Source organism: Streptomyces sp. Ru71, assembly GCF_002920535.1.
GTDB lineage: Bacteria > Actinomycetota > Actinomycetes > Streptomycetales > Streptomycetaceae > Streptomyces.
Window position 1 is genome coordinate 117,990 of record NZ_PQSS01000015.1, and the last position, 7,232, is coordinate 125,221.

A 7,232-nucleotide genomic window follows, 5' to 3' on the forward strand; every position below is an offset into this window, starting at 1 on the left:
ACCTTCATGGGAGTGCGGTTCCCGCACCTGTTCAGCCCGCTGCGGATAGGCCCGGTGACCATCCGCAACCGGATCCTGTCCTCCGGGCACGACACGGTCCTGGTCCGGGAGGGCGAGGTCACCGAGGAACTGATCGCCTATCACGAGGCCCGCGCGCGAGGCGGCGCCGGCCTGATCGTGCTCCAGGTCTCGGGCGTCCACGCATCCGCCCGCTACACCACCCATGTCCTCATGGCCACCGACGACACCTGCGTCCCCGGCTACGCAAAGCTCGCGCAGGCGGTGCACCGGCACGGAGCGAAGGTCTTCGGCCAGCTCTTCCACCCCGGCCGGGAGATCCTGGAGTCGAAGGACGGCAGCGCACCGGTCGCCTGGGCGCCCTCCGCCACCCCGAGCGAACGCTTCCACGTGATGCCTCGCGCCATGACCGAGCCCGAGATCCACGAAGTCCTCGACGGCTACGGCCAGGCGGCCCGCCGACTGCGCGAGGCCGGGCTCGACGGCGTGGAGGTCGTCGCCAGCCACGGCTACCTGCCGGCGCAGTTCCTCAACCCCGAGGTGAACGTCCGCGACGACGGCTGGGGCGGCGACCCGCAGCGCCGGCTGCGCTTCCTGCGTGAGGCGCTGCTGAGCGCGAGGAAGGCGGCAGGAGACGGCTTCGTGGTCGGCCTGCGCATCTCAGGCGACGAACTGAGCCACGACGGCCTCACCGGCGAGCTGGTGCTCCGCACCGTCACCGAGCTCGACGCCGAGGGACTCGTCGACTACGTCTCGGTGTGCGCGGGCAGCTCGTCCAGCCTGTCTGGGGCCCAGCACATCGCCCCGCCCATGTCCCAGCCCGCCGGCTACACCGCGCCGCTCGCCGCCGAGGTGCGCGCCGTCGTCGGCGTGCCCGTGATGGTGGCCGGGCGGATCAACCAGCCGCAGGAAGCCGAGCAGATCCTCGCCGAAGGCCAGGCGGACGCCTGCGCGATGACCAGGGCCCTGATCTGCGACCCGGACCTGCCGGCCAAGGCCGCCGACGGCCGCGCCGAGGAGATCCGCGCCTGCATCGGCTGCAACCAGGCCTGCATCGGCCACTTCCAGCTCGGCTACCCGATCTCCTGCATCCAGCACCCGGAGACCGGCCGCGAGCGCCGCTTCGGCGTACTGCCGGCGATCACCCGGCGCAAGAAGGTGCTGGTGGTCGGCGGCGGACCCGCCGGCCTGAAGGCCGCCGCCGTGGCCGCGGCACGCGGCCACGAGGTGGAACTGCACGAGGCGGAACGACGCGTCGGCGGTCAGGTGCTCCTCGCCCAACTCCTGCCCGGACGCGCCGAGTTCGGTGGAGCGATCACCAATCTCGAAGGCGAGGCACGCCGCGCGGGAGCCCGCATCCTGGTCGGCTCACGGATCGACGGCGCCGCCCTCGCCGCCGCGGCACCGGACGCCGTGGTGCTCGCCACCGGCGCCCGCCCGCGCCGCCCCCGGCTGGAGCTGATCGACGATCCCGTGGTGCTCGACGCGTGGTCGGTGATCCGCGGCGGCGAGGTGCCGCGCGGACGGATCGTGGTCGCGGACTGGCGCGGCGACTGGATCGGCCTCGGCGTCGCCCTCCAACTCGCCAGCCTGGGCAGGAAGGTGACGCTGTGCGTGACGGGCTTCGCCGCGGGCGAGCACCTGCAGCAGTACGTACGCGCCGCCATGCTCGCCCAGGCGGCACGGGCACGGATCGAGATCGTCCCCAACGTGCGTCTCTACGGCGCCGACAGCGACACCGTGTACCTCCAGCACACGCTCACGGAGGAACCGGTGCTGCTCGAAGGGGTCGCGGGCACCGTCCTCGCGCAGGGCCACGCCCCGGTCGACGACCTCGACCCCACCGCCCTCGGCATCCCGGCCCACCGGGTCTTCAGCGCCGGGGACCGCGTCACTCCGCGCACCGTGGAGGAGGCGGTCCTGGAGGGCCTGACGGTGGCGGCCGGGCTGTGAGAACCGGCGGGCCACGAGCGCGGAGCTGTGCCGGTCATCGGTCCACTAGGCTGCGACGATGGACCAAGTAGCCGACACCGCCGAGAAGTTCGCCCCGTCCGTAGGTCCGGCCGAGGCGAACGACTACGACAGCTTCGCCGAGGCGTACGCGGCGGAGAACGAGAACAGCCTCGTGAACGCCTACTACGAGCGGCCCGCGATGCTGGCCCTCGCCGGAAACGTGGCCGGCCGGCGGATCCTGGACGCCGGCTGCGGCTCCGGCCCCCTGTCCGCCGCCCTGCGCGACGCCGGTGCCGTCGTCACCGGCGTCGACGCCAGCGCCGCAATGCTGGCGCTGGCCAGACGGCGGCTCGGTGACGAGGCCGATCTGCACCTGGCCGACCTGAGCGACCGCCTGCCGTTCGCCGACGGTGCGTTCGACGACGTGGTCGCGTCGCTGGTCCTGCACTACCTGGAGGACTGGGGACCGACGCTGAACGAGCTACGGCGGGTGCTCAGGCCAGGCGGCCGGCTCATCGCATCGGTGGACCACCCCGTCGTGGCCTACACGATCCAGGATCCCCGGCCCGACTACTTCGCGACGACCAGCTATACCTTCCACTGGACGTTCGACGGGCGGCCCGTCCCGATGAGGTTCTGGCGCAAGCCGTTGCACGCCATGGTCGACGCCTTCACCACCGCCGGCTTCCGCCTCGCCGCCCTCAGCGAGCCGCAGCCCGACCCGGCCGCACGCGAACTGTTCCCCGACGGCTTCCAGGACCTGTCGACCAAACCCAACTTCCTGTTCTTCGTCCTCGATGCCACGCCGTCGGCCGCGTGAGCGGACGACCCGGGCCGCGGACCCGGACCGTCAGCGGTCCGGGCCGAGCAGGGGCTTGACGTCCAGAATCGGGGTTCCGTCGAGGGCTTCCAGATGACGGACGTGGACACGTGTCCCGGCGATGGCGACGATATGGACGGTATGCACGCCGATCGGGTTCGGGCGGTCGGGTGCGCGCGTGGCGAAGACGCCGGTGAGCGGCCTGGCGGCGTCGCCACGCGGGTGCACGGTGAGCGTGCCGCGGTCGGCGCGGTCCAGCCAGGTGAGCAGCAGGACGTCGGTGCCCGGGGTCAGGCCCTCCAGGGCGTGGGCGTATCGGTCGTCGAAGACGAGCCAGGCGTCCGGAGCTCCCTCGTCGGGCTGCCGGGGCGCGGTGCTCCGGTCGGTCAGCGTCGACTCGACGCGCCCGAGGGCCCGCACGGTGTATTCGGTCAAGACTCCCGCATCCTTCCCCTGGCGGGCCCGGTCCAGGACCGGACGATCCTGGACCGGGCCCTTTCAGCCGGTCAGTTCTCCAAGCCGGCGAACATACCGGGCTCGTACGAACCGCCCGGGTTGTGCACGATCACGTTCATCCGGGTGGCCGCGTTGATCAGAGCGATCAGACAGACCAGCGCACCGACCTCGTCGTCGTCGAAGTGCTTGCGCACCGCGGCCCACGTCTCGTCGGACACACCGTGGTCGCCGAGCCGGGTGCCCTCCTCGGCGAGCGCCAGCGCGGCCCGCTCGCGGTCCGTGAAAACGGTGGTGTGACGCCACGCGGCGACCAGGTTCAGCCGGAGCGCGGACTCACCGGCGGCCGCTGCCTCCTTGGTGTGGATGTCGACGCAGAAACCGCAGCCGTTGAGCTGGCTGACCCGCAGCTCCACCAGCTCGCGCAGGGTCTTCGGCAGCGTCGACTCGTCCAGGACGATGGAGACGTTGAAGAACCGCTTGGCGATCTTCGCGGCGGTCGGGCTGTCGAACATGTTGAAACGGGGTTCCATGCTGTCCTCACTGGTGAGTTGTGTGCCGTGCGGATCGTCCGCCCGGCGTCGTCGACATGGAGATGCCGCCGCCCCGCCCCCTGTGACAGCCGCATGGTGTGACGAAGGCCACCGCCGAGGCGCGTCAACGGCGGGCGTGCCTGCGCAAAGGCCCCGGAGCGTCAATCGACGGGCTCCTGCTCCTCGGACGGCCCGAAAGCGACGCTTCAGCGGACCTCGAAGCGGTTACAGGGCCGTATGGAGGACATGAACGGGACGGGTGCGACAGGGAGGGCAACCTGCTCCCGACGCATCCCCAGCGCACTCCGGTGCAGGAGCGGAGACGAGTGATGGCCACCTCGCTCGGTGAGGCCCGGGTCGGCATCTCACGACCGGCGAGTATCCAGCTGCCGGGCATCGTGCTCGGAGTGGGCATGGGCGGCTTCGCCGACGGCATCCTGCTGCACCAGCTCCTGCGGTGGCATCACATGCTCACCAGCACCGACCACGACCGCATCGGCGTGAAGTACTACGACCCGCACACCGTCTCCGGCCTGGAGATGAACACGCTGTGGGACGGCGTCTTCCACACCGTGTGCTGGCTCGCCGTCCTGATCGGACTCGGCGTCCTGTACTCCCGGGTGACCCACGACCGGCTGCGGGTGTGGGCGTCCCGGGTGCTGTGGGGGTGGATGCTCGTCGGCTGGGGTCTGTTCAACCTCGTCGAGGGCCTGCTGGACCATCAGATCCTCGGTATCCACCACGTCCGCGGCGGACCGCACCAGGCGTGGTGGGACGCCGCCTTCCTCGTCCTGGGAGCCGTGCTGGTCGCCGGCGGGTACCTGCTCCAGCGCAGCGGCCGGCCCTTCGATCCGAGCGCCGCCGCGGGCCGGACGGAGGGCGGGCGAGCCTGATGGGCCACGACATGCACGGCCACGGCCACGGGCACGCGGCGGGCAGCGGCCTGCTGGACACGCTGCTCCCCATACTCGCCCTCGCGGCCGCCGCCGGAGCGTATGTGCTGCTCGCCCGCAGGGCTCGCCGCCGCAACCCCGTCCTGGGCTGGAGCCGCCGGCGGACGGGCTGGTTCCTGGCCGGGACCGTCCTGCTCGGCATCGCGCTGCTGCCGCCTGTTGGTCCCTTCGCGCACGAGGACTTCCGCGGCCACATGGCCCAGCACATGCTCATCGGCATGTACGCGCCGCTCGCACTCGTCCTGGCCGCCCCCGTCACCCTGCTGCTGCGCACCCTTCCGGCGGCCCGCGGCCGGCAGTTGACCGCCGTACTGCACAGCCCGCCCGCCCGCGTCGTCGCCCACCCGGCGGTCGCGCTGGCGCTCTCCACGGGCAGCCTCGCCGTGCTGTACTTCACCCCGCTCTACAACGCGATCACGCCGCATCCGGCAGCGCACTGGCTGCTGCACGCGCACTTCCTGCTGTCCGGGTGCCTGTTCGCCCACGCCATCGCCGGGCCGGACCCCGCACCCTCCCGGCCGGGCGTCAAGGCACGGCTCGTGTACCTCGGCGTCGCGATCGCGGCCCACGCGGTGATCTCGCAACTGATGTACGGCGGCTTCTGGGTGGACATCCACGCCCCCGTCGACCAGGTCCAGGGCGGTGCGGAGATGATGTACTACGGCGGCGACATCGCCGAACTGCTGCTGGCCGCCGCCCTGGTCACGACGTGGCGCTCCGACCACCGGCGCCCTGCCGCCGTGGATGCCGTCGCCCCGCGGGGAGCGTCGGCATCGGCCTGACGGCGGACACCGAGTTCCTCGACGAGCGACCTGCCGAGCCCTACCCGGCCCGGATCACGCCTGCGCCGCCGCCTTCGCGAGCTCGGCCAGCACACCGGCCAGTTGCGCACGGGCCTCCGGATCGGCGAGCACACCGTTCTCGCCTTTCGCTCCGTGGTTCACCGGGAGCTTCACACAGGCCGCGTCGACGATGTGGGCGCCGGTGTACCCCAGCACCGTCCGCAGGGTGGCCTCCGCGCCCTGGCCTCGGCCCGGCGCGGCGGCGTTGACCCAGGCGACCGGTTTGTCGCAGATCTCGGTGCCGCCGACCGTCCAGTCGAGCAGGTTCTTGAACGATCCCGGCAGCGTGCCCGCGTACTCCGGCGTGCAGATGAGGACTCCGGCCGCCTGGCCGATCGCGGCACGCAGGCCGGCCACCGGAGCGGCCAAGGGCTCGGCGTCGTCGTCCGGGTTGAAGTGGGGCAGGCCGGCCAGGCCGTCGTACAGGACGGCACGCACCTCCACGGACGGCGCCACCTCCAGCGCGGTGCGCAGAACGGCCTCATTCGTGGAGCCTTTTCGCAGGCTTCCCGACAGCAGAAGAATCTCCGGTAGCGCAGACATCCGCCCAACCTACCGTCACCGGACGGGGGTTCGAGCGGAACCGGGTCGCAGGGGTCGGCGTCACCCCTGGAGACCGCAAGATCAAGAGTTCCGGAGGACCCACCCATGGCCGGCACGCAGGCCCGCTATCTGTACCTCACCCGGCACGGGGAGGCTTCGCCGGACGAGAGCGAGCTGACGGAGGCGGGCCGGCGCCAGGCCGCCCTCCTGGGGCGACGGCTGCGCGGCGTCCCGCTGACGGCGATCCATCACGGACCGCTCGCCCGCGCCGAACAGACCGCACGGCTGGTCGCCGAACAGCTCGACGACGTCCCTCTGCGGCGTTCCGAGGAGGCCGGCGACTATGTGCCCTACCGGCCGGCGCGTGATGAGCTGCCGCCGGAGGCGGCCGACACGCTGCTGGGCTTCCTGAACCAGTTCCCGGCCGAGGAAGACCGGCTGGGCGCCGAGCTCGCGGCGGCGGCACTCGCGCGGTTCACCGGTCCCGTCGCCGACGACGAGCCGCGCCACGAACTGCTCGTCACCCACAACTTCCTCACCGGCTGGCTCCTCCGCGCGGCCCTCGACGCCCCGAAGTGGCGCTGGCTGGGCATCAACCACGCCAACGCGGCGCTGACCGTCCTCCGCTACGCGCCCGGCCGCGCCGCGGACGTCCTCCTCTTCAACGACACCGGCCACCTTTCTGCCGAGCTCCGCTGGACGGGCTTCCCGCCCGAGCTCCACGTCTAGGACCCCTCCGTCCGGCGGCGCCAGTGGTAGCGCCAGTGCTCCGACACACGGTGGTCGTCCTCGAAGCCGGGACCCAGCGGGCCGACCCGTTCGTAGGCCTGATCGGTGCGGGGGTCGTCGCGGCGGGCGAGGGCGCAGGCGGCCTCAAGCCGCAGCAGCTGGTTGTCGTCGTCCAGCAGGTCGAGGAAGGCTTCCGTGACGGCGGCTGTCCGGTCGAGGGAGACGGAGAGGGATTCGGCGGCACCGGCCCGCACGCCGAGGTCGGTGTCCCGCACCAGGGTGAGCAGGGCTTCCCGGATCGCCGGGGCAGTTCACGTGGCTCGGCGAAGACCCGGGCGGTGACACCGCGAACGCCGGGGTCGGGATCGCGCGCCAGGGTGAGCAGGGT

General features: G+C 72.0%; 9 protein-coding genes. 5 read left to right on the forward strand and 4 right to left on the reverse strand.

Features of this window, described 5'->3' with window-relative positions:
• Positions 1-6 precede the first annotated feature (6 nt).
• Together C3489_RS12580 and C3489_RS12585 are read left to right on the forward strand one after the other, a co-directional pair.
• On the forward strand, positions 7-1,971 hold the full coding sequence (locus C3489_RS12580) for an FAD-dependent oxidoreductase (protein WP_103781849.1): 1,965 nt from the start codon (positions 7-9) through the stop codon (positions 1,969-1,971).
• A gap of 58 nt (positions 1,972-2,029) precedes the next feature.
• A complete protein-coding gene (locus tag C3489_RS12585; protein WP_103781850.1) occupies positions 2,030-2,791 on the forward strand; it encodes a class I SAM-dependent methyltransferase in 762 nt (253 codons plus the stop codon).
• 30 nt (positions 2,792-2,821) lie between these two features.
• On the opposite strand, the gene tsaA is transcribed toward C3489_RS12585, so the two are convergent.
• Both tsaA and C3489_RS12595 read right to left on the reverse strand, forming a co-directional pair.
• Positions 2,822-3,226, reverse strand: coding sequence for a tRNA (N6-threonylcarbamoyladenosine(37)-N6)-methyltransferase TrmO (gene tsaA, locus C3489_RS12590; protein WP_103781851.1), 405 nt, complete (start codon positions 3,224-3,226; stop codon positions 2,822-2,824).
• A 71-nt stretch (positions 3,227-3,297) separates the two neighbouring features.
• Positions 3,298-3,777: a carboxymuconolactone decarboxylase family protein gene (locus tag C3489_RS12595; RefSeq protein WP_103781852.1), complete on the reverse strand. Its 480-nt coding sequence runs from the start codon at positions 3,775-3,777 to the stop codon at positions 3,298-3,300.
• Positions 3,778-4,106: 329 nt separating this feature from the next.
• Between C3489_RS12595 and C3489_RS12600 the strand changes: the two genes are divergently transcribed.
• The gene (locus C3489_RS12600; protein WP_103781853.1) at positions 4,107-4,670 is read left to right on the forward strand and encodes a DUF2243 domain-containing protein; all 564 of its coding nucleotides are present in this window, start codon (positions 4,107-4,109) and stop codon (positions 4,668-4,670) included.
• The gene (locus tag C3489_RS12605) at positions 4,670-5,512 is read left to right on the forward strand and encodes a cytochrome c oxidase assembly protein (protein WP_181139648.1); all 843 of its coding nucleotides are present in this window, start codon (positions 4,670-4,672) and stop codon (positions 5,510-5,512) included. The genes C3489_RS12600 and C3489_RS12605 overlap by 1 nt, the downstream gene beginning before the upstream one ends.
• Positions 5,513-5,566: 54 nt before the next feature.
• Here C3489_RS12605 and C3489_RS12610 read toward each other — a convergent pair whose 3' ends face one another.
• The gene (locus C3489_RS12610) at positions 5,567-6,115 is read right to left on the reverse strand and encodes an NADPH-dependent FMN reductase (RefSeq protein ID WP_103781854.1); all 549 of its coding nucleotides are present in this window, start codon (positions 6,113-6,115) and stop codon (positions 5,567-5,569) included.
• Between the two features lie 105 nt (positions 6,116-6,220).
• On the opposite strand from C3489_RS12610, the gene C3489_RS12615 reads away from it, so the two are divergent.
• Positions 6,221-6,844 (forward strand): histidine phosphatase family protein, encoded by a 624-nt coding sequence (locus C3489_RS12615; RefSeq protein ID WP_103781855.1) that lies wholly within the window; start codon positions 6,221-6,223, stop codon positions 6,842-6,844.
• Here the strand turns inward: C3489_RS12615 and C3489_RS12620 are convergent.
• Positions 6,841-7,119: a hypothetical protein gene (locus tag C3489_RS12620; protein ID WP_103781856.1), complete on the reverse strand. Its 279-nt coding sequence runs from the start codon at positions 7,117-7,119 to the stop codon at positions 6,841-6,843. The genes C3489_RS12615 and C3489_RS12620 overlap by 4 nt on opposite strands.
• Positions 7,120-7,232: the final 113 nt, after the last annotated feature.